At 54.7% G+C, this 247-nt stretch carries 1 protein-coding gene; it reads left to right on the top strand.

What is annotated here, in order from left to right:
* Positions 1 to 247 (top strand): oligoribonuclease (gene orn / locus R0K30_RS23010; RefSeq protein WP_410613291.1); only part of this gene is annotated, 247 nt, incomplete at both ends.

The raw sequence follows: 247 nt of genomic DNA, 5'->3' as shown, positions 1-247 counted from the left end.
AGAGATGACCGGCTTAGAGCCGGACAAAGAGCGCATTATTGAAGTGGCCACGTTGATCACTGATGCTCAGTTAAACGTGGTGGCGGAAGGGCCAGTGATTGCGGTCAAACAACCCGATAGCCTGTTGGCTGGGATGGATGATTGGAATCAGAAAACCCACGGCGAATCTGGGTTAGTGGCGCGGGTGAAAGCCAGCACGGTGGAGACTCAAGAAGCGGAGCGCCAAACCCTCGACTTTTTACGCCAG

Origin of the sequence: Bacillus sp. SIMBA_154, from assembly GCF_046536015.1 — a bacterium.
Classification (GTDB): Bacteria; Bacillota; Bacilli; order Bacillales; family Bacillaceae; genus Bacillus; species Bacillus pumilus_P.
The sequence above is the reverse complement of the archived record's forward strand: the minus strand, read 5'-3'. Positions and strand labels throughout refer to the sequence as shown.